Genomic DNA, 19,555 nt, shown 5'->3' with positions numbered 1-19,555 from the left:
CTTGCGCCGTGATTTCCGAGCGTGCAGTGGTCGACGGGCGTTTCGAGTTGCTCGAGCCGCTCGGCAGCGGCGGTATGGGGACGGTGTGGCGTGCGTACGACCTCGCGCTGCACCGTGAGGTCGCGCTCAAAGAGGTACGGGCCGAGACCGATGGCGCGGGCTCGCCCGGCGTGCACCGCGAGCGGGTGCTCCGGGAGGCCAGGGCGCTGGCCAGGATCGGTCATCCGAATGTCGTCGCCATCCACCACATCGTGGATTCACCCGAAGTCGCGCATCCGTGGATTGTCATGGAACTCGTTCGCGGACAGAGTCTCGCCGATCACCTGGCGGGTGGACCGATGCCGCCTTTACCAGCGGCGCACCTCGGCCGCGGCATCCTCGCCGCCCTCCGCGCCGCGCATCAAGTGGGCGTACTGCACCGCGACATCAAACCCGCGAATGTGCTCCTGCGCCAAGATGGTTCACCGGTCCTGACCGATTTCGGTATCGCAGCGCTCAACGATATGACCGGATTGACCTCCACGGGGAGTGTCGTCGGCTCGCTGGATTACGTTGCGCCGGAACGGCTCAGCGGCCAGGAGGGGCACACCGCCTCCGACCTGTGGTCGTTCGGTTTGCTGCTGTATTTCGCGGTGGAGGGGTTTCACCCCATGCGGCGGGAATCGACAGTTGCCACCCTTGCCGCCGTGATAAGAGGAGAGGTCCCGCCGCCGCAGCGGGCCGGGGTATTGACCGCGGTTTTGACGGCGCTGTTGGTGCCTGATCCGGATCGTCGGCCGAGTGCCGAGCAAGTGGATCTGATGCTTGCGCAGGCGGTTGGGTTCGGTGGCACTGCGGGTGTGTTCGGCGGGGTCGGTGTGGGAGGTCGCGGTGGACCGGAGGCCGGCAGCGGTCGAGGGGCTGTCGGTGGACCGGACGAGAGCAGCGGTGCCGGCATTCTCGGTGAATCCGGCGCGAGTAGTGGCCCACAAGGTTTCGGCGGACAGGATGGGTTCGGTACGCCAAGCGCGGCCGATGCTCCGGGCGGATTCAACTCCGCGGGCACGGCCCATGGACCCGGCTTCAGCACACCAGGCGCAGCCTATGGCCCCGGCAGCTTCAGCACCCCCAGCGCATTCGACACCCCGGGTAATTCGCGCGGCGGATTCGATACGCTGAGCGCGGCCAACACACGTGGTGGATTCAGCACACCAAGCGCGGGCAACGCACCGGGCGCATACAGCGCACGGGGCGCGGGCGATACAGCGGGCGCATACAGTGCACCGGGCGCGAGCGATACAGCGGGCGCATTCAACGCACCGGGCGCGAGCAACACGCCAGGCGCATACAGCACGCCGGGCGCGTTTAGCACACCCGATGCAGCCTATGCACCCGGCGGATTCAATTCGCGAGGCTCGGGAAATGCGCCCGGCGCCTTCAAAGGGGACGAGTTCCACGGCCCCAGCGGCATTGCACCCAACACGCACCCGTATGGCTCTACGAATCCCCCTGCACGCAAACCACTTTCACTCGGGATCGTCGTCGGCGTCGCGGCCGCCGCAGTCATCGCTGCCGTCGTCGCCACAATAGTGATAGTGGCCCTGCGCCCCGATTCGAACGGTAACCAGGCCGCCGGAAGCAATCCCACCACCAATGAGTTCCCCGCTACGAGCCGAGCCGCACTCCCGACATCCGGAGCACCCGTCAACGGCAAAACCATCGACCTCCTGACCCCGACCGGCATCCGACAAGCCATAACGGCACTCGAAAAGGTCTCCGGCAGCGAAGAATTCAACGAAGCAACGTTCTATCCGACCTATGCCAACGTCGGTGCACCGGTCAAAAACAAACCCGACCTCTACGACCTGTTCGTCTACCGCGACGGCACAGCCACCCGAAAGGGCGCGGGCGGCCCACTCTCGGACAAGGCCACCGTAAACCTGAGCGCTATCAACTGGGACATACTCCCAGACCTACTCCGCACCGCCGACGAAAGTCTCGGCATCCCCACCCCAACCCTGCGCTACGTAATCGTCGATCCGGCCTGGACCTTCAACAACGACCAACCAACAGTCATGGTCTACCTCACCGACGACTACGGCGGCGCCTATCTGGCCGCGAACACCGACGGCACCGTGGTAACCAAATACCCCAGAGGCCGCTGACTCCACCGATTTCCCCCCGCACCACGGAATCCCTGCACCCAACTGGAATCAGATGCAACGGGAAATTCAATAGCCTCAGATATTCGTGCCCGGAATAACACACCGCCCATCGGGCCCGATACTCCCGATGATCATCCCGTCCGACAAAGTACAAAAGCTGCCGATCTGAACGCACTCCCGATGCGTATTCATAACCATCTGATCCCCGCACGGCATCCCAGGATCATCCGGATCAGCCTGCGCACTCACCGGACCCAACGCCGCGGCCACCCCGGCAGCAGCAGTAGCAACAAATAGCGAAAAGCGAAACATGATCAATCCTCCAAACCGATGACGGATCGCGCACACTCTACAATTCAGACCGTCCAATCCTCGACATTGCGCATCGAACAAATCCGTCCCCGACCAGCACAATCCTACTCTTCACCGCTCCCCAATTGATCGTGAATGTCGAGGCTCAGGACTGGCCGCGCTACAGCGTCAGCATGATGGCGCAGTGTGTCGAGAACGCTCGAGGCGGCACCCAGCCTCGTCACCGCGGCGACCAACGAACCGCCGTCCGAACCTGTCCTGCGCGCGTAGTGTCGCGTACATGGCTTGCCGGATCACCGAACTCGTCCTCGACTGCGCCGATCCGCAACGACTGGCGAACTTCTGGTGCGAAGTCCTCTGCTATGTCGAACTCGGCTGGGAGGGCGACGCTTTGGAGATCGGTCCACCCGGAACCGGCTTCGGCGGACCACAGCCCACCTTGGTGTTCATTCCCAGCACCGAGCCGAAGCGCGGGAAATTGCCGCTGCACCTCGACGTGAACCCCACCGACCGCGATCAGGACGCCGAACTGGAACGACTGCTCGCCGCCGGTGCGCGCAAGGTCGACATCGGCCAGAACACCACCGCATCGTGGCACGTGCTGGCCGACCCGGAGGGGAATGAATTCTGCCTGCTCCGCCGCCAGGTCGAGGCGTTGGAAGGGTAATAGGAAAGCTGAAACGCTGGGAGTCTGTCACCAGGGCACTGTTCCAGCGTCGGAAAAAAATCCGCCGGTCGGTCCGTCGTCGGGCAAGGTTGCGAGGTGAATCGCGATCGCCGCGCCCTGTTGGGGGGGTTCGGACGCCGCGGAAGCCGTTGAGGTCGGTGGCGGTGTAACCGGGGCAGCCGGCGTTGATCAGGATGTTGGTGTCGCCCAGTTCCTTGACGTATTGGACGGTGACTGCGTTCAGGAAGGTCTTCGATGCCGCGTATGCAGCGGAAATCGGGCCCGTGTCGGTGCCGGGGGTGGTCTGCAGCGTGAGAGAGCCGACGCTGCTGGACATGTTCACGATCCTCGGTGCTGCCGAACCGCGCAACATGGGCAGCATCGCGTTGGTGACACGGATGACCCCGATCACGTTGGTTTCCACGACAGCTCGCATGGTCGCGGGATCGACCAAGGTGGGTTCCTGTGGCATACCGCCGGTGATCGCGGCGTTGTTGACCAGGACGTCGAGCCCTCCGGCGCGGTCGGCGATCAGATCGGCCGCGGCGGCCACGCTCGCGTCGTCGGTCACATCGAGCGGAACGCCGAATGCATCCGTCCCAGCCGCGCGTAATTTCTCCACCGCCATGTCGCGGCGTTGTCCATCGCGCGCGCCCACACCGATTCGCCAGCCGAGGGCGCCTAGACCCGCCGCGATCTCGTATCCGATTCCCTTGTTCGCACCGGTCACCAGCGCGATCGTCTGTTCACTCATACCGTCGATCCTGGTTCGGTCTCGGGTGGTGCGTCCAACACCAGCTGGGTGGCCGCTCATACCGCACGGGTATTTGTGGCGGTGAGCGCCGGATACGATGACATGGTGGAGACTCGGGAGTTGCGATACTTCGTCGCCGTCGCCGAGGAGTTGCATTTCGGGCGAGCGGCACAGCGGCTCGCCATGGCGCAACCACCGCTATCACGGGCAATCCAACAGCTCGAGCGGCGGCTCGGCGTGGTTCTGCTGCACCGCACCACTCGCTCCATCGCCCTGACCGAGGCCGGGTCGGTGCTTTTGCGGGAGGCCCGCGCCGCGCTCGACGCGGTTGAAGCCGCGGAGCGCCGCACCCGCCGCGCCGCCGATCGGCCCGGTGTGGTGCTGGCCACGAAGGCCGGAGCGTCCAGCGAGCTGCTATCGAAGCTGCTCGACGCCTACGCTGCCGAACCGGGCGCTGTCACCGTAGAGGTGCTGCTGTGCGGGCCCGGCGAGCAGGAGGGACTGCTGCGCGACGGCCGTGCCGACGTCGCCCTGCTCCACCGGCCCTTCGATACGACCGCCGGCTTCGACACCGAGGATCTGCACACCGAACAGCAGGTCCTGGTCCTGCCCGCGGGCCACCCCCTCGCCTACCGGCCCCACATGTCGTTAGCCGAGGTCTCCGCCCTGACGGATCTGCCCCTGCCGCGCTGGCCCCGACGCGACGGGAGCTATCCCGACGGTCCGGGCCCGCAGGTTCGCGACCACACCCAACTGGCCCAGCTGATCGCGCTCGGACGAACCTGCGCAATCATGCCCGAGTCGGTCCGAACCCAGCTACGCAACGATCACGCGATCGTGCCGGTGCCGGACGCACCGGCGGTCACGACCGTCATCGCCTGGCCACCACACAGCAGATCCAAAGCCGTCGCCGACCTCGTCCGCACCGCGATGCGTCTCTAGCCGACACTGCTGCGGCACTGTGGTTCCTCGGCCGCCTTGTGCCGATTTGTGAGTGCGTTTCGCCACCCACGCTGGGAGAGTCGGCCCGCACGTCATGTACTGCGAGTTCTAGGCATCGGCAACGGATAAGGCCGGTATCGTCCCGGACCGATTCTATCGGCGGTCAACAAACCCTCAGGCCGCATACCGCGCTGATCGAACCGGCCAGCCTGGGTGCGGCCGACAGCGAGACCGACTGCGCCCCAATACATCCTCTTCCGCCGAGTTCAAGGGGCGATTGCGGGGGTGTGGACATAATCCCGGCCGCACCGATGACTTTCGGGCGAATCTGCCGTCGATACCTCTGGGTATACCGACAGACAGGAGTCCAGGCATGACGAGACCGTTTCGATTGGGCATGACCTCGGTGCGGGCGAACGGTGTGGATCTGGGCATCGAGAGCTTCGGCCGCGAGGACGATCCGCTGGTCCTGCTGGCCGGCGGCACAACGATGTTGTCCTGGCCCGACGCACTGTGCGAGCGGCTCGCCTCGGGCGGGCGGCGCGTGGTCCGATACGACCTGCGTGACTCCGGCGCGTCGACGACCCTCGACCCGGAGAACCCGGCCTACAACCTGCGGGATCTCGCCGCCGACGCGGCCGCGCTCGTCGAGGTACTCGGTGCCGGGACCGCCCATCTCGGTGGAGTCGGCGTCGGGGGGATGGTCGCTCAGGTCGCCGCGCTGGACCACCCGGACGCGTTCTCGGCACTGACCCTGATCGGCACTCGGCCGGTGGCTCCAGGCCCGGTCGACGAGGACCTGCCCGACCACAACCCCGCGGTCATGGGCGCGCTGCTCTCCCGTCCGCTGCCGGACTGGACCGACCGCGACGCTGTCGCGGCATTCGCCGCCGAGGGCGCCGAGCCGATGGGCAACGATCCGGAGGACGCGCGGGCGACGGCAGCCCGAATCTGGGATCGGACACCGTCGAGCGATCCCGCAGTGCACCAGGCGAACCAGCTCGGAATGGTGTTCTCCCGGATCGACTGCGCCCCGCGCTGGCGGGGCCAGCTCGGTGAGCTCGACGTGCCCACACTCGTGGTGCACGGTCGCGCCGACCCGTTCTTTCCGCTCGGCAACGGCGAGGCCCTCGCCGCCGAAATCCCTAGGGCGCGACTGCTCGTCCTCGACGACATGGGTACCGCTCTGCGCCACGCCGCGGCCGACCAGGTCGCTGCCGCCATGCTCGCCCTGTAACCGCCGGTTGGGAGGCATCCTGAGCCGGGACGACCGAACCGCCCAGCGTGCGGTGCCAGAGAAACGACTGAGCCCCCAACCCCGACACCGGATGGGAGGCTCAGCAGAGTTTCTACCAGCAGCGATACATGTGCTGGCCGACCTCGAGGGGAACGAATTCTGCCTGCTCCGCCGCCAGGTCGAGGCGTTGGAAAGGTAATAGGGAAGCTGAAACGCTAAACGTTGAAACGGAATTCGACTACGTCGCCGTCGGCCATGACGTAGTCCTTGCCTTCCATGCGGACCTTGCCTGCGGCCTTGGCGGCGGCCATGGAGCCGGCGGTGATGAGGTCGTCGTAGGCGACTACTTCGGCCTTGATGAAGCCGCGCTCGAAGTCGGTGTGGATTACGCCGGCGGCCTTGGGGGCGGTGTCGCCTTGGTGGATTGTCCAGGCGCGGGCCTCTTTCGGACCGGCGGTGAGGTAGGTCTGTAGGCCAAGGGTGTGGAAGCCGGTGCGGGCCAAAGCGTGCAAGCCGGGTTCGGACTGGCCGATGGATTCGAGTAGTTCCAGGGCGGATTCGTCGTCGAGTTCCAGGAGTTCGGCTTCGACCTTGGCGTCGAGGAAGACCGAATCTGCCGGTGCGACAGCGGCTTTCAGTTCGGCGACCTTGGCCTCGTCGGTGAGCACCGACTCGTCGGCGTTGAAGACATAGAGGAACGGCTTGGTGGTGAGCAGCGAAAGTTCTTTCAGCAGTTCGCCATCGAGTTGGGCGCGCGCGGAGTACAGCGTTTTGCCGCTGTCGAGAACTTCCTGGGCCGCCTTGGCCGCGTCGAGCAGCGGCTTGCGGTCCTTTTTGACCTTGGCTTCCTTCTCCAGCCGCGGGATCGCCTTCTCCAGCGTCTGCATATCGGCGATGATCAGTTCGGTTTCGATGACCTCGATATCGGCGAGCGGGTCGACGCGCCCGTCGACGTGCACCACATCATTGTCGGCGAAGACTCGCACCACCTGGCAGATGGCATCGGCTTCGCGGATATTGGCGAGGAATTTGTTGCCGAGTCCGGCGCCCTCGGAGGCACCCTTGACAATGCCCGCGATGTCGACGAACGACACCGTGGCGGGCAGGATGCGCTGGGAGCCGAAGATCTCGGCCAGTTTGTCCAGTCGTGGGTCGGGCAGCGGAACCACCCCGACGTTCGGCTCGATGGTCGCGAACGGATAGTTCGCGGCCAGCACGTCGTTCTTGGTCAGCGCATTGAACAGCGTCGACTTTCCGACGTTGGGCAGGCCGACGATTCCGAGGGTGAGACTCACGAGAAAGAGAGTCTACGCGGCAAGAAGTAGAGCTTCGGCAGCGGCCGAGCGAGCCGCCCACATTGCCGTAGCGCACCCGTAGCATGACCGTAGGCATTGCGAACGAGTCCAAAACGCAGAGGCATTGTTCGAGCCGCTGCCGTTCGATACGCGCGTAGCACGCCGTTATGGCCATGTCGTCGCGGCGGTGCTCGCAGCGGGGCGGAATCCGAAGCCGCGCCGGATCGATCTGTTGATCGCCGCGATAGCGTCCGCGCATGGACTGGCGCTGTACACCGTCAACCCGGTGGACTTCGTAGGACTCGAGGATCTGGTGACGCTCTCGCCCGTGACGCACCCCGATGCACGCTGACTTCGTCAGGGAATCAGGATGACCTTGCCGAGGTTCGAGCGGTTCTCGATGACGGCGTGGGCCTCGGCGGCGTCCGCCAAGGGGAATTCCGCGTGGACGGCCGGGTGCAGGAGGCCGGAGGCGAAGTATTGCCAGAGTTCTTGGCGCCAGTGTTCGTAGCGATCCGGGGAGTTGCGGGCGATGCGGGCCATTTGGAAGCCGATGACCGATTTCGCTCCGACTAGCAGGTCGTAGGCCTGGATGGTGCCGCCGCCGGAGCTGTAGGCGACGAGTCGGCCGCCTGGGGCCACTGCCGCGATGGCCGGGGTGAGAAGGTCGCCCCCGACAGCGTCGAGGACGTAATCGACGGGTTCGCCCCATGATTCCTGGTCGTACGCGACGACTTCGTCGGCGCCGAGGCCGCGCAGGAAGTCGGCCTTGGCGAGGTCGGAGACCGCCGCCACCACTCGTGCGGCCCCGCGCACCCGCGCGAGCTGCAGGGCGAGATGCCCGACACCACTGGCGGCGGCCGTGATCAGGGCCGACTCGTCCGGTTTGGCGTGCGCGGCATCGAGCGCACCGAGTGCGACCAAACCGCTGCGGACCAGCGCGACCGCGTCAACGGCCGAGGCGCCGTCCGGAATCGGCGAGGCCATTGCGGCAGAGAGCAGCGCGTAGTCGGCATAACCGTGACCGAAGACCAGACCGGTCACACGGTAGCCGGGCATACACGTGGTCACACCCTCACCAACGGCGACCACCTCGCCCGCGACCTCGCCGCCCAGCGCGATCGGCTCACGCGGCTCACGCACCTTACGAACGACCGGCAGCGTGACACCAACCGCCTCGACCCGGACCAACAGTTCCCCGGGGCCCGGCGTCGGCACCTCGACCGACACCACCTCGAGTACCTCTGGACCACCGCTGCGCTGGTATTGCACCCGCCGCATTACACCTCCAAAAATCCTTAGGAGAGGTAAAGGTAGCCTGGCGCTGCGACAACTCTCTTCTACTTACCGCGCCGAGTGCGCAATCTCACCACCGCGACCGCAGGGTGAGCGGCACTACGATCCGAGCCCACGGACGAGCGTCCGCGCCAGGTCCTCGGCAAGTTCGTCCGGGGCGGGGGTGGCGTCCGGACCCTCCTCGTAGAAGCGCAGAAAGGCCTGGTGGAAGCAGGTGCCGTCGAGGAGTGCGGCTGCGGTGTCGACGTCGACTTCGGGGTCGACTCGGCCGAGTTGCTGTTCGGCACGCAGGTAAGCGGCGATTCCGGCGATGGCGTGGCCGGGGCCCGCGCCGTGCCGACGCATCGAATCGCGATGCGCCGCCATGCGTTTGGGTTGTGCGAGTAGTCCGCCGAGCAAGGGTAGGGACTGCTGATAGAAGGCCAGGGCCGCACGGGCGAGTGCGGCGAGATTGGCTTCGACCGTGGCGGATCCCGGTTCGGGTCGGGTCGCCGCGGGGCCGGGCATACGGTGTTGGAGGACGTTCAGAATCAGGTCCTCTTTATCGCTGAAGTGCTTGTAGAGCGCGGCTTCGGAGTAGCCCGCCGCCTTCGCGATCTCCTTGGTCGTGGCCTCCACCACGCCGCGGTTGCGCATGATCTCCGCCGCGGCGTCGAGGATCTGGTCGCGCGTGCCCATGCGGCCTCCCGGTTGACAGGTTAGTAAGTACTCACCCATCCTAGGTTAGTAAATACTCACCAACCTGAAGGGCTGAACATGCGATTCACGATCTTCGGAGCGACCGGCCGTACCGGCGGACATCTCGTGCGCCAGGCACTCACGGCCGGCCACGAGGTGACCGCGGTCGTCCGCGGCCAGCACGCCATGACAGATCATCCACAACTGCGCGTGATCACGGCCGACATCATGAATCCCGATGACATCGCTATGGCGGTCCGGGGCGCCGACGCGGTGCTCGACACCATCGGATCACGGGACAAAGGCCCGACGACGGTCGCCACCGATGCAACACTCGCCATCACCAAGGCCATGGCATCGGTGGGTGCACGGCGGCTGATCCTGATCAGTAATAGCGCGAGAACCGCTGGACCGGGCGACGATTGGTTCACCCGCTTCGTGGTGAAGCCGCTCATTCTGCGTCCGCTGCTGCGGCACAGCCTCGACGATATGGCCGCGGCCGAACAGGCGACGCGCGAGACCGAACTGGATTGGACGATCGTGCGAGCACCGCAACTCACTGACCATCCAGCGAAGGGTTCCTACAAAACCGCGGTCGACCGCAACGTGACATTCGGCATCCGGATCAGCCGCGCGGACCTGGCCACCTGCCTTCTCGACCTGGCGGCGGATCCGCGGTCGATCCACCGCAATATCAACGTTGCCGGCTGACTCACCTCGCGCTAGCCGACCGCCGGCGTAGCGTTGGCGGGTATGGAGCCGACCACCGAAGTGGTGACGGCACGTCCGGCACCTGCGCTCGCGGCGTATATCGATGGGTACGTCGGGTATCGCCTGAGCGGGTTCGCGCCCGGGTTGCACCGGGGGCTGCCGTCGCGGCATATGACGTTCATCGTGTCGATCGGGCCGAGCATCGACGTTGTGGCGCAGACGGATTCGCGGCAGTCGCCGCAGGATTACCAATGTGTGCTGAGCGGGTTGCAGGCCAGTTCGGCGGTTATTTCGCACAATGGCTATCAGGAGGGCATCGGGATCGAGTTGACGCCGCTCGGGAGCCGGGCACTGTTCGGAATGCCCGCCAGTGCGCTGTGGAACACTTCGGTGGAATGTGCCGAGGTGACGGGACCGGTCGGGCGGCAGCTGTGGGAGCAATTGCAGGAGCTGTCGTCCTGGCCGCAGCGATTCGCCGCCTGTGATCGCGTTTTGACCGCGCTGGCCTGCCACGATCGGCTGGTGACGCCCGAATTGACTTGGGCCTGGCGCACTTTGGTCGAATCCGATGGTGCGGCGCAGATCGGCCCGCTCGCCGAACAGATCGGTTGGAGCCGCCAGCATCTGGCCCGGCGCTTCGGTGCGGAGTTCGGGCTCGGTCCCAAACTCGCCGCTCGGATTGCCCGCTTCGAACGCGCCAGGCGGATGATCGGGCATACACCGTCCTATGTGACATTCGCGCAGGTGGCCGCGACCTGCGGATATTACGACCAGGCCCACCTCAACCGCGACTTCGCGGAATTGGCTGGTTGCAGTCCCACCGCATGGTTGGCCGAAGAGATTCCATCCGTCCAAGACCCGGAGGGGTCCGGCGAGTGAGGCTGGATCCATGACAACACCAACGGATTTACCCCAGACGACAACCCGCACCGCCGTATGGCCGTGTCTCAATTTCACCGATGCTCGCGCGGCGGTCGCCTTCCTGACCAGCGCATTCGGCTTCGAGGAAACAGCGCTCTACGCCAGGGAAGACGATCCGTCGTTCATCGAGCACGGGCAGCTGCGCTGGCCGCTCGGCGGTGGAATCATGTTCAGTTCCATCGGCAAGGGCGATAACCCGTTCTGCGAGAGGGGACCGGGCACCGACTCGATCTACCTCGTCTGCGAGGAACCCGATGCGCTGCACGACCGTGCGGTCGCGGCGGGCGCGGAGGTGGTGCGCGGCTTGCGCGATGAGGACTACGGTTCGCGCGGCTTCACCGTCCGTGATCCGGAGGGCAACCTCTGGAGCTTCGGTACCTATTGGGGCGAGTAGTAGCGACGGCCGCCATCAGGGCGGCCGTCAACGCCCACCCAGGCCCGATGCCGCGATGCCACGCACGAAGGCCCGCTGCGCGATTGCATAGACCACGACCAGCGGCAGCAGAATGACCGTGGCCGCAGCCATGAGAATCGGCCATTGCGTGTGGTACTGACCTTGCAGCCGCACCAAACCCAAGGTCGCGGTGGCGATGTCGTTGCGTTGGATCATGATCAACGGCCACAGGAAGTCGTTCCACACGGTGATCCAGGTCAGCACTCCGAGCACCATGAGCCCAGGACGGGTGTGCGGCAACAAGACTCGCCAGAACACCTGCCAGGTAGTGCACCCGTCGACGATCGCCGCTTCTTCGAGCTCGGCGGGCAACGTTCGGAAGAACTGGCGCATCAGATAGGTGCCGAACGCGCTGCCGAATAGACCGGGAACAATCATCGCCCACGGTGTGTCCACCCAACCGAAGGCGCGCATGATCAGGAATTGCGGGATCACCGTAACCGTCAACGGCACCATCAGCGTGCCGAGGTAGGCGAGGAAAAGTACATCGCGTCCACGAAAGCGCAAGCGCGCGAACGCATATCCGGCCAACGAGCAGAAGAATACCTGCCCCGCCGTGACACATAGCGCGTACCACGCGGTGTTGAGCAGCATCCGCCCGAGCGGCAGCAGGTCGAAGACCTTCCCATAGTTGGACCACTGTGGATGCGCGGGAACCAATGTCGGTTCGGTGATCTCGCCATCGCGCTTCAATGAACCCGACAATGCCCAGAGGATCGGAAACAGCGCACACCAGCCGACACCAACGAGCGCCAGGTAGATCAGGACGCCGCGCACCGTCCGGCACAGAATTGCCCGCTCCACCCGACTGGTACCGCGCGCCCGCACACCGATCCGCACCGGAAGCGACCGAACCATCTCGTATGCATTCACAACTCGACCTCCGACCGGCGCGCGAACCACAGCTGCAGGAGCGTCAGCACCAGCAGGATCGCGAAGATCACCCAGGCCAGCGCCGCCGCATAGCCGACCTCGTAAAACCCGAAGGCATTCTGGAACAGCATGATTCCGAGGAGATAGGTCCCGGTCTCCGGCCCGCCATTAGGGCCGGTCAAGGCATAGGCCTGATCGAAAGCCTGCACCGAGTTGATGATGGTGATGACGAAAACAAAAGACAGCGGCCCACGAATCAACGGCAGTGTCACCGACCAGAACCGCCGCATCGCCCCTGCGCCATCAATGCGCGCGGCCTCATACAGCGTCTCGGGCACGCCCTGCATAGCGGCCAGCAGAATAACCGTCGCGAACGGCACGCTCTTCCATACGGTCACGATGCTCAGCGAGACCAGCGCCCAATCCGGGTCGGTCAACCACGGCACCGGATCGATGCCGACCCAGCCGAGCATGATGTTGAGCAGACCGTCGTCGGTGGTGAAGATGAAGCGCCACACCACGGCCATGGCCACCGTCGAGGCAACCAGTGGCAGGAACGCGATGGTTCGAAAGATTCCAATACCGGCCAGCTTTCGATTGAGCACTGCGGCAATGGCCAGCCCGATCACGACCGTCGGCACCAGCGTCAACATGGTGAACACGGTGGTATTGCGTAATGCGATGAGGAACAACGGATCCGATGCGAACAAACGCCGATAGTTGGCCACCCCCACGAACCGTGGTGCGCTGAACAAGTCCCATGAGTACAGACTCAGATACAGAGAAACGCCGAGCGGAAATAGCAGAAACACCAGCACCGCAAGCATATTCGGTGCCACGAACATCCAGCCGGCGCGCTCACGCCGCCGCGCCAGCCGCGCTTGTGCGTGCGTCCGACTACGAGTCGGTTTCATGAGGATTCCAGCAGGGTATTGATGTCAGCAGCCAGAGACGCACTCTCGGACTCGGCGGTGGCAGCTCCGCGCAGCACGCGATTGCCACCTCGTTCGAGCAGCGCGGAAACCTTGCCCCACACCGGAGTAACCGGCAACGCTCGTGAATTCTCCGGTCCCTCCGTGAATACTTGAAGGTTGCGTATCTCGCGATGCGCATCCGCGAATCCCGCAGAGCCCATTGCGGATTTCAGCACCGGTACGAAAAGTCCGGAGGACGCGATAATGGCCTGCCCCTCCGGACCGGTAGCGAATTTGACGAACTCCCAAGCCTGTTCGACGCGCGGACTATCGGCTGCGATCGACAACCCGGTACTCCCCACATCGGTGATCGCCCCCGGCCCACCGTGCGGACCGACCGGCAGTACCGTCACATCAATGGGCAAATCATCCTGTCCGGCGAACTCCGAATACAGCCAATGCCCACCCATCGCCATCGCCGCCCGTCCGCGACGGAACAGATCGGGAGCCGAAACCGACTGTTGATCGGCGACTTTCGGCGCAACCCGGTGGCGAATCGCGAGATCGGCATAGAACTGGAACCCCTCGACGAACCGTGGATCACCGAGATCGGTCCTGATTGGATCCACCGACGGCGAAAACCACTGCGCCCCATTGTTCATGCCGAAGCAGGCGGCCGAGAAGTACGGCACCCAGGCATCGGCGAACCCCCATTGCCGGTTCGACTCACGTCGCGTGAGTGCGCTTGCCGCATCGAGGAATTCGGCGAAGGACCAGGCGTCGCGCCACCGAGTCGGCGCGGTGACTCCGGCATCGGCGAAAAGCTTTCGGTTGTAGTACAGAAATACCCCGGACCACTGTTCCGGCAACGCATATTGCCCGCCGCCATAGGTGAAGGTGTCATAGAGCGCCGGATAACTGTCGGCACGCAGTGCGGCAGCGTATTCGGGCTCCCGATCGAGCAGCGTGCGCAGATCCAGCAGCACCCCGCGCTCGGCGAGTCCGGCATATAGCAACTCCCACGCCATCATGACGTCGGGACATTTGCCGCCCGCGCAGTAGGTGAGCATCTGCTGCAACGGATCCGGTCCGGACATGATCGTGCGAATCCGGATGTCGGGATGCCGCCGCTGGAACTCGTCGATGATCTTCAGCCGGACCCGGGCCTCCTCCGGCCTGGCCTGGAAGAAAAACGTCAGCGCGTCGTCATCGGATGCGCAGCCGGTGGTGGCGAGCAGCGGCGCGGCCAGCACCGAACCGAGCAGCGTGCGCCTGCGCAACGAGGCCCTCCTCCAGGCGGGTGTGGAGCTTGGCGGAATCGCATGGCAGCATACGTTCGGCAACACCGAGGTGATGGCCGACACACGAACAAAACTTAACGTTGTCCAAAGCCGATCGGAAACGAGCCCGATCGACCTCACCAATCGGATACGTTGTCAGATGTTTGAGCAGGATCCTGCGCGTTTTTCAGGAGAGTAAGCGGATGGCGACAATCGAATATTTGCGGACGGATCCCGATCTGCCGCCCGTCGGGGTGGTCGATCACGCCCCCATCACGCCACGCAAGAAGGCGATTTTCGGGGCGATCGCGGTCATCGGGGCGATAGCCTGGGCCATCCTCGCCATCTCACGCGGTGAGAACGTCAACGCCGTGTGGATCGTGATCGCGGCGGTCTGTACCTATGTCACCGCCTACCAGTTCTACGCAAGGCTGATCGAATACCGGATCGCCAAGCCGCGCGACGATGTGGCCACGCCTGCCGAGGAATTGGAGAACGGCAAGGACTACATGCCGATGGATCGGCGGGTGCTCTTCGGGCATCACTTCGCCGCCATCGCGGGTGCCGGTCCACTGGTCGGACCGGTGCTGGCCGCGCAGATGGGTTATCTGCCTGGCACCATCTGGATCATCGTCGGCGTTGTCCTCGCCGGCGCGGTGCAGGACTACCTGGTGCTGTGGGCATCGTCGAAGCGCCGTGGACGCAGCCTCGGGCAGATGGCCCGCGACGAACTCGGCCCGATCGGCGGCGTCGCCGCGATCGTCGCCGTGCTGGTGATCATGATGATCCTGCTCGCTGTACTCGGCATCGTGGTCGTGCAGGCGCTGGCCGCGGTCAAGGGTCCGGACGGCGCGCTGCACGGCGGCAGCCCGTGGGGTGTGTTCTCCATCGGCATGACCATCCCGATCGCCCTGTTCATGGGCCTGTACCTGCGCTTCGTGCGACCGGGTCGGGTCGGCGAGGTATCGATCGTCGGCTTCGCACTGCTGCTGTTCGTGATCATCTCCGGACGTTGGGTTTCCGAATCCGGTTGGGGTCGTGACCTGTTCACGCTGTCCGGCACGACCATCGCCTGGCTGCTGATCATCTACGGTTTCATCGCCTCGGTACTGCCGGTGTGGCTGCTGCTCGCGCCGCGCGATTACCTGTCGACGTTCATGAAGATCGGCACGATCGGCCTGCTCGCGCTCGGCATCGTGTTCACCATGCCGGTGCTGAAAGCTCCTGCGGTCTCGCAGTTCGCGCACAACAGCAACGGTCCGTCCTTCGCGGGCAGCCTGTTCCCGTTCCTGTTCATCACCATCGCCTGTGGCGCGCTGTCCGGATTCCACGCCCTGGTCTCCTCCGGCACCACGCCCAAACTGCTGGAGAAGCAGTCGCATGCGCGCATGATCGGCTACGGCGGCATGCTGATGGAGTCGTTCGTCGCGATCATGGCGATGATCACCGCGAGCATCATCGACCAGCACCTGTACTTCGCCATGAACGCGGGCGCCGGTCTCACCGGCGGTACCGCCGAGAAGGCGGCTGCCTACACCAACACCCTTGGCCTGAGCGGTGATCCGGTCACCGCGGGTGAGCTGACCCAGACCGCTAAGGATGTCGGAGAGACCAGCATCATCTCGCGCACCGGTGGCGCGCCGACGCTGGCGGTCGGCATGTCCCAGGTGATGTCCGGATTCCTCGGCGGCTCCGGGATGAAGGCTTTCTGGTACCACTTCGCGATCATGTTCGAGGCGCTGTTCATCCTCACCACCATCGACGCCGGTACCCGCGTCGCGCGCTTCATGCTCTCGGACTCGCTCGGCAACCTTGGTGGCCCGGCGAAGAAGTTCAAGGATCCGTCGTGGCGGCCGGGCGCATGGGTGTGCTCGGCGATCGTGGTGGCGGCCTGGGGTTCGGTGCTGCTGATGGGTGTCACCGATCCGCTCGGCGGCATCTATACGCTCTACCCGCTGTTCGGCATCTCCAACCAGCTGCTGGCCGCGATCGCACTCACCGTCGTGCTGACCATTCTGATCAAGAAGGGCCTGGTGAAGTGGGCGTGGATTCCCGCGCTGCCGCTGATCTGGGATCTGATCGTGACGATGACGGCCTCTTGGCAGAAGATCTTCTCCGCCGATCCGAAGATCGGCTACTGGAAGCAGCACGATAACTACAGTGCCGCCCGCGATGCCGGAAAGTTGTTGGCACCGGCCAAGACTGCCGACGATATGGACAAGGTCGTGCGCAATACGTTCATCCAGGGCACGTTGTCGATCATCTTCGCGGTGTTGGTGCTGGTCGTCGCGGTGGTCGGTGTGGTGGTCTGCTTCCGTGCCTGGCGGGCGGGCGGCGGACCGAGCAGCGAAACGCCGGACGAACCGTCGAAGATCTTCGCACCGCGCGGCTTCATCGCCACCGCCGAAGAGAAGGCGGTGCAGAAGGAATGGGATGCCCTGATCGAATCGGGGCAGGTCCGGGCACCGGGCGCAGCACATGCCAAGGGCGCCACGGCGGAAACACCAGCACATTGACCGCAGCAGCTCAGCCTGATGACGGCCGGTCACCTCGACCGGCCGTCATTCGGCGTCTGCGGTTGGCCGCCAGGCTTCGCGCGTTCGTTTCATGGTTCGATGCCGTGCTGGGCGGCCAGGATTACCAGCGCTATGTGGATCATCTGCAGCGCAATCACCCCGGTTGTGAGATTCCGTCGGAGCGCGAGTACTGGCGGCGACGCCATGCGGATGCGGATGCCAATCCGCAGAATCGCTGCTGCTGAACGGGAGCGGATTCGCACGCGGGTAACCGTGGCGACCATCGATGCCGTGCTGGCCCATCTGCCGCGCGGTCGTCGCCCGCGGGCGGCGTACGCGGCGGCGTGGGGCCACTGGATATGCGACAGGTCATGCGATGTCGAAGGGTTCGGCGGCGCTGCGTAGTGAGCGTTCCGGCGCAGGACTATTCGATGGTCAACTGCGCTGCGCCGCGCTCGTGATCCAACAGCCAACGCTTCACCGACAGTCCCCAGCGGAACCCGCCGAGCGCTCCCCCGATACGCAGGACCCGGTGGCACGGCACGAAAAGCGCCGCGGCATTGCGGGCGCAGGCATTGGCGGCGGCGCGGGTGGCGTCGGGGCGGCCGGAGATGGCGGCGTATTCGGTGTAGGTGACCGGATCGCCCGCCGGAATCTTGCGCAGCACTTCCCATGCGTGCATGAGGAATTCGCCGGAGTGCTGACGCACCTCGATCGCGTCGATCGCGGCCAGTTCACCGCGATGATAGGCGGTGATCGCGCGGGTGACCTCGCCGAGGTCAGCACGTCCGCGTAGGTCGCTTGGCCGCAGCCGCGGGTGGACCAGCTGCCGCAAATTCTCGGCGTCCGCGGTCCAGCCGGCCGCGAGTACGGCACCATCGGCGTCGACCAGTGCCGTGAATGGGCCGATCGGAGTGTCGGTGGTCGCGAAATCGGTTGTCACGCGCGGGTCTTCGCTTTCATCGGGGATGCCTTCGGTGGTGCGGCTTTGCGACCAGCGAGCGCGGCCTTCCACAGGTGCATGGACAGATACGAACGCCACGGCGCCCACCGCGCGGTATCGGTGAGATCGACGCCGAGGAGGGTGGCGCCTTGGCGGACAACGAGATCGGTGTCGAGCAGAACATCTGGATCGGCGAGCAGTCGCATGGTCACATACTCGGCGGTCCACGGTCCGACACCTTCCAGCGCCAGCAGGTCACGGCGGAGGTCGCTGGCGGTGCGGCCCTGGTGCAGCACCAGATCGCCGGAGGCGAGAGCCGAGGCCGCGCCGATAATCGAGCGGGTCCGTCGCGACGGACCGGTTAATACCTCGGCTCCGCGTTCGGCGATCGCGGCCGGACTCGGGAACAGACGTGCGACCGGTCCGTCGATCGGGTCACCGAGCGCCTCGACTAGTCGGGCGGTGTGGGTCGCGGCGGCCGATACCGAAATCTGCTGACCGATCATGGTGCGCAGCAATAACTCCGGGCCATCGAGGGAACCGGGCACCCGGATACCGGGAGTGAACGGCGGGTGGACTCGAGTACGACGAGCGGCCGCGCCGACATTCAAGGGATGCTCGGCCGGTGCCGCACCGGCGTCCGGGAGATCTCGCCCGGATGTCTCGATAACGTCGGTATCAGCGGGCACCACGCCGAGTGCCTCATCGATACCGATCGGGTCCGCGTCCAGGTCCAGCAGGTGCCGCAACCGTGCGACGGTCGGTGCGAGGTCACGCATATCGTGCAGGGACAGTTCGGCGCGCACGTGATCGCGTTGGAAACTCAGCCGCGTCGTCGCATGCCCGTGCGGAGTGCGCAGGCTCCGGGTGTAGGCGCGGTCCTCCCATAGCTCCATACCCGACACGACGTGCGAAGAGAGGAACCACTCGAGCCAACCGCGGTCCAACGGCTCGCGGAAAGGCAGCCGCAGCGTCAGCGAGCCATTGGTGGCGGGCACCAAGTGGCTGCCGGAGCGGGTCACCCGCTGCGCCTCGGTGCGCATCGTGGTCGGACTCACCGCGAATACCTCGCGGACGGTGTCGTTGAACTGGCGGATGCTGGCGAATCCGGCCGCGAAGGCGATATCGGACATCGGCATATTCGTGGTCTGGATCAGCAGCCGCGCGGTGTGCGCGCGATGTGCCCTGGCCAGCGCCAACGGACCGGCCCCCAATTCGGTGCTGAGCACCCGGGTCAGCTGGCGCTGCGAATAGCCGAGGGTGGCGGCCAGTGCGGGGACACCGCCGCGCTCGATGACGCCGTCGCCGATCAGTCGCATCGCCCGTGCGGCCAGATCGGCGCGGGTATTCCACAGCGGCGACCCGGGTGCGGCATCAGGCAGGCAGCGACGGCAGGCCCGGTATCCGGCCTGCTGCGCGGCGGCGGCCGTCGGCAGGAATGTGACATTCGATGGCTTCGGCGTGATCGCCGGACATGAGGGGCGGCAATAGATTCCGGTAGTTCGCACCGCGGTGAAGAACTGGCCGTCGAATCGGGAGTCGCGGGTCGACACCGCCCGATAGCAGCGTTCGAAATCCAAAGCCGTGATCGTCACCCAATCCACAATGGCAGCAACCC

Annotated in this window: 18 protein-coding genes and 1 pseudogene; 10 read left to right on the top strand and 9 right to left on the bottom strand. The window is 65.2% G+C overall.

Annotation, left to right across the window (positions count from 1 at the left end):
• The first annotated feature begins 8 nt into the window (after window positions 1–8).
• Together ACIBG0_RS10230 and ACIBG0_RS10225 are read left to right on the top strand one after the other, a co-directional pair.
• Window positions 9–2,144 (top strand): protein kinase, encoded by a 2,136-nt coding sequence (locus tag ACIBG0_RS10230; RefSeq protein WP_397031113.1) that lies wholly within the window; start codon window positions 9–11, stop codon window positions 2,142–2,144.
• A 592-nt stretch (window positions 2,145–2,736) separates the two neighbouring features.
• Window positions 2,737–3,123 carry a VOC family protein gene (locus ACIBG0_RS10225; protein WP_397031111.1) on the top strand — a complete coding sequence of 129 codons (387 nt, stop codon included), beginning with the start codon at window positions 2,737–2,739 and terminating at the stop codon, window positions 3,121–3,123.
• A 208-nt stretch (window positions 3,124–3,331) separates the two neighbouring features.
• On the opposite strand, the pseudogene ACIBG0_RS10220 reads toward ACIBG0_RS10225, so the two are convergent.
• Window positions 3,332–3,877 (bottom strand): annotated as a pseudogene (locus tag ACIBG0_RS10220) (SDR family NAD(P)-dependent oxidoreductase); the annotation flags it as partial.
• 102 nt (window positions 3,878–3,979) lie between these two features.
• On the opposite strand from ACIBG0_RS10220, the gene ACIBG0_RS10215 reads away from it, so the two are divergent.
• Together ACIBG0_RS10215 and ACIBG0_RS10210 are read left to right on the top strand one after the other, a co-directional pair.
• On the top strand, window positions 3,980–4,819 hold the full coding sequence (locus tag ACIBG0_RS10215; protein ID WP_397031109.1) for a LysR family transcriptional regulator: 840 nt from the start codon (window positions 3,980–3,982) through the stop codon (window positions 4,817–4,819).
• 397 nt (window positions 4,820–5,216) lie between these two features.
• Entirely contained in the window at window positions 5,217–6,056 is an 840-nt protein-coding gene (locus ACIBG0_RS10210) for an alpha/beta fold hydrolase (RefSeq protein WP_397031250.1), read from the top strand.
• A 215-nt stretch (window positions 6,057–6,271) separates the two neighbouring features.
• Here ACIBG0_RS10210 and ychF read toward each other — a convergent pair whose 3' ends face one another.
• On the bottom strand, window positions 6,272–7,351 hold the full coding sequence (ychF, locus tag ACIBG0_RS10205) for a redox-regulated ATPase YchF (RefSeq protein ID WP_397031107.1): 1,080 nt from the start codon (window positions 7,349–7,351) through the stop codon (window positions 6,272–6,274).
• 124 nt (window positions 7,352–7,475) lie between these two features.
• Between ychF and ACIBG0_RS10200 the strand changes: the two genes are divergently transcribed.
• Complete coding sequence (locus tag ACIBG0_RS10200; protein ID WP_397031105.1) at window positions 7,476–7,703, top strand: hypothetical protein; 228 nt, start codon at window positions 7,476–7,478, stop codon at window positions 7,701–7,703.
• A gap of 5 nt (window positions 7,704–7,708) precedes the next feature.
• Here the strand turns inward: ACIBG0_RS10200 and ACIBG0_RS10195 are convergent, their stop codons facing one another.
• Both ACIBG0_RS10195 and ACIBG0_RS10190 read right to left on the bottom strand, forming a co-directional pair.
• Window positions 7,709–8,632, bottom strand: a complete 924-nt coding sequence (locus ACIBG0_RS10195) for a zinc-binding alcohol dehydrogenase family protein (RefSeq protein ID WP_397031103.1) — start codon at window positions 8,630–8,632, stop codon at window positions 7,709–7,711.
• 114 nt (window positions 8,633–8,746) lie between these two features.
• On the bottom strand, window positions 8,747–9,325 hold the full coding sequence (locus ACIBG0_RS10190; protein WP_397031102.1) for a TetR/AcrR family transcriptional regulator: 579 nt from the start codon (window positions 9,323–9,325) through the stop codon (window positions 8,747–8,749).
• 78 nt (window positions 9,326–9,403) lie between these two features.
• Here ACIBG0_RS10190 and ACIBG0_RS10185 point away from each other — a divergent pair, with 78 nt between their 5' ends.
• Genes ACIBG0_RS10185 through ACIBG0_RS10175 form a run of 3 tightly spaced genes read left to right on the top strand, consistent with a single transcriptional unit; the run spans window position 9,404 to window position 11,351 of the window.
• Window positions 9,404–10,036: an NAD(P)-dependent oxidoreductase gene (locus ACIBG0_RS10185; RefSeq protein ID WP_397031101.1), complete on the top strand. Its 633-nt coding sequence runs from the start codon at window positions 9,404–9,406 to the stop codon at window positions 10,034–10,036.
• A gap of 42 nt (window positions 10,037–10,078) precedes the next feature.
• Entirely contained in the window at window positions 10,079–10,915 is an 837-nt protein-coding gene (locus tag ACIBG0_RS10180) for a helix-turn-helix domain-containing protein (protein WP_397031099.1), read from the top strand.
• Between the two features lie 10 nt (window positions 10,916–10,925).
• Complete coding sequence (locus ACIBG0_RS10175; protein WP_397031097.1) at window positions 10,926–11,351, top strand: VOC family protein; 426 nt, start codon at window positions 10,926–10,928, stop codon at window positions 11,349–11,351.
• Window positions 11,352–11,378: 27 nt separating this feature from the next.
• Here ACIBG0_RS10175 and ACIBG0_RS10170 read toward each other — a convergent pair whose 3' ends face one another.
• The 3 genes from ACIBG0_RS10170 to ACIBG0_RS10160 are packed head-to-tail and all read right to left on the bottom strand — an operon-like array spanning window position 11,379 to window position 14,478.
• Window positions 11,379–12,269, bottom strand: coding sequence for a carbohydrate ABC transporter permease (locus ACIBG0_RS10170; RefSeq protein ID WP_397031248.1), 891 nt, complete (start codon window positions 12,267–12,269; stop codon window positions 11,379–11,381).
• Window positions 12,270–12,280: 11 nt separating this feature from the next.
• Entirely contained in the window at window positions 12,281–13,159 is an 879-nt protein-coding gene (locus ACIBG0_RS10165) for a carbohydrate ABC transporter permease (RefSeq protein WP_397031246.1), read from the bottom strand.
• 35 nt (window positions 13,160–13,194) lie between these two features.
• Window positions 13,195–14,478: an ABC transporter substrate-binding protein gene (locus tag ACIBG0_RS10160; RefSeq protein WP_397031095.1), complete on the bottom strand. Its 1,284-nt coding sequence runs from the start codon at window positions 14,476–14,478 to the stop codon at window positions 13,195–13,197.
• A 203-nt stretch (window positions 14,479–14,681) separates the two neighbouring features.
• Here ACIBG0_RS10160 and ACIBG0_RS10155 point away from each other — a divergent pair, with 203 nt between their 5' ends.
• Together ACIBG0_RS10155 and ACIBG0_RS10150 are read left to right on the top strand one after the other, a co-directional pair.
• Window positions 14,682–16,994 (top strand): carbon starvation CstA family protein, encoded by a 2,313-nt coding sequence (locus ACIBG0_RS10155; RefSeq protein ID WP_397031094.1) that lies wholly within the window; start codon window positions 14,682–14,684, stop codon window positions 16,992–16,994.
• Window positions 16,907–17,239, top strand: coding sequence for a YbdD/YjiX family protein (locus tag ACIBG0_RS10150; protein WP_397031092.1), 333 nt, complete (start codon window positions 16,907–16,909; stop codon window positions 17,237–17,239). The genes ACIBG0_RS10155 and ACIBG0_RS10150 overlap by 88 nt, the downstream gene beginning before the upstream one ends.
• 179 nt (window positions 17,240–17,418) lie before the next feature.
• On the opposite strand, the gene ACIBG0_RS10145 is transcribed toward ACIBG0_RS10150, so the two are convergent.
• On the bottom strand, window positions 17,419–17,937 hold the full coding sequence (locus tag ACIBG0_RS10145; RefSeq protein ID WP_397031091.1) for a methylated-DNA--[protein]-cysteine S-methyltransferase: 519 nt from the start codon (window positions 17,935–17,937) through the stop codon (window positions 17,419–17,421).
• The gene (locus tag ACIBG0_RS10140) at window positions 17,934–19,541 is read right to left on the bottom strand and encodes a DNA-3-methyladenine glycosylase 2 family protein (RefSeq protein WP_397031244.1); all 1,608 of its coding nucleotides are present in this window, start codon (window positions 19,539–19,541) and stop codon (window positions 17,934–17,936) included. Before ACIBG0_RS10140 ends, ACIBG0_RS10145 begins: the two co-directional genes overlap by 4 nt.
• Window positions 19,542–19,555 lie beyond the last annotated feature (14 nt).

This window comes from Nocardia sp. NPDC050630 (assembly GCF_044457245.1).
Lineage (GTDB): Bacteria > Actinomycetota > Actinomycetes > Mycobacteriales > Mycobacteriaceae > Nocardia.
Note: the sequence above shows the minus strand (reverse complement) of the source record. Positions and strands in the feature narration are given on the sequence as shown.